The 1,204-nt window shown below is 40.0% G+C and carries 2 protein-coding genes; both read right to left on the reverse strand.

Annotation, left to right across the window (positions count from 1 at the left end):
* Nucleotides 1-293: 293 nt before the first annotated feature.
* Nucleotides 294-689, reverse strand: coding sequence for a hypothetical protein (locus FH603_RS28130; protein WP_186742688.1), 396 nt, complete (start codon nt 687-689; stop codon nt 294-296).
* Nucleotides 690-945: 256 nt separating this feature from the next.
* A partial coding sequence (locus tag FH603_RS28855) for an IS3 family transposase (RefSeq protein WP_235985667.1) occupies nt 946-1,204 on the reverse strand: 259 nt, incomplete at its 5' end.

A 1,204-nucleotide genomic window follows, 5' to 3' on the forward strand; every position in this document is an offset into this window, starting at 1 on the left:
GTCCTCAATGCGGTTCGCAACAAGCTCATCCATCGGGTGTACGCGGTGGTGGAACGGGGTGAAAAATATGACAAAAATTATGTGTCACCACTTGCATAAACCATAGAAATCTGTGCCGTCAGTTTAGTAAATTGTTTGGTCACCTCCTTGTTGCTTGGTCGCTACAAAGGTGACACGACTACCAGCCTTTTTCAATTCCCCAACACGTTCTAAACACGCTCTTAGGCATTGAACATAATTACGGTATCAATATGGATTAAATCGGCTTTTTTGATTGAGTACAAAATTTGCTCTTAGTAAGCCGTCCAGATGGTGCTGTTATCACCTCTAAGCAATTCTGTACTAGATACTGTCTCGAATGTAATTTTTAGTGTTTTAATAGGGCCATCTTGCAAAGTGACTATTATGTTATCTTCTTCAATTTGGTACTTTCCTGCTATGATTAAATCAGATCTACCAAGTAAAGCTGATACTTTGCCTTTCGTGTCAAAGTAGATAGTTTCGCTACAAGCTCTAGTGTTGTTTTGCCCAGTTATACGTCTACATTCTTCTTCGCTGCTAAAGAACTTATACCTGTATTGTCGGGCAGATTCAAAGTGAGGATTAACTTTATCCGCTTTATAACGACAGCTTAATGTTGTAATGCAATACAGTAGGCTAATAACCATCCAACCAAGTGCTTTTTTCATTGTGTCCGTTATAGGAGAGTTATTTTGTATAAGTGTCCATATGTTGACGGATACTGGAAAACAACCATTTAATATCTTGTTTGCAAAATTTATTTTTGGCCAGTTCTTATCCAATGCATGACTTCTTGCTGAGTAACAAAAGGAGGTAGAAGTCCGACAGGACGAGGGTACCCAAAGTTAAAAGGTAATAGGCAAAAAACCGCTTGGTAAGGCAAGTTTTGATCAGGATTGTACCCTACTTCTGAGGTGGTCTGGTTTAGCGGCACACTGAATTTGCATGTTTTGTATAATACTCACTCTCAAATTGTTCAGGACCTTTATAGCCCAGCGACGAGTGCCTGCGTACTCGATTGTAGTACATTTCAATATACTCGAAGATTTCGGTTCGAGCATCTTCTACACTTAGAAGGTGTTGGGGAATTATATTGGGGGTGTTGGTTTGATTCGTTGCAACATGATCTGAATGTTGGCTAAAAGCAGCCAACCAACCGAAGAAGATAGCGTGTACTCGTAGT

Origin of the sequence: Spirosoma utsteinense (genome assembly GCF_014282275.1) — a bacterium.
Taxonomy (GTDB): domain Bacteria; phylum Bacteroidota; class Bacteroidia; order Cytophagales; family Spirosomataceae; genus Spirosoma; species Spirosoma utsteinense.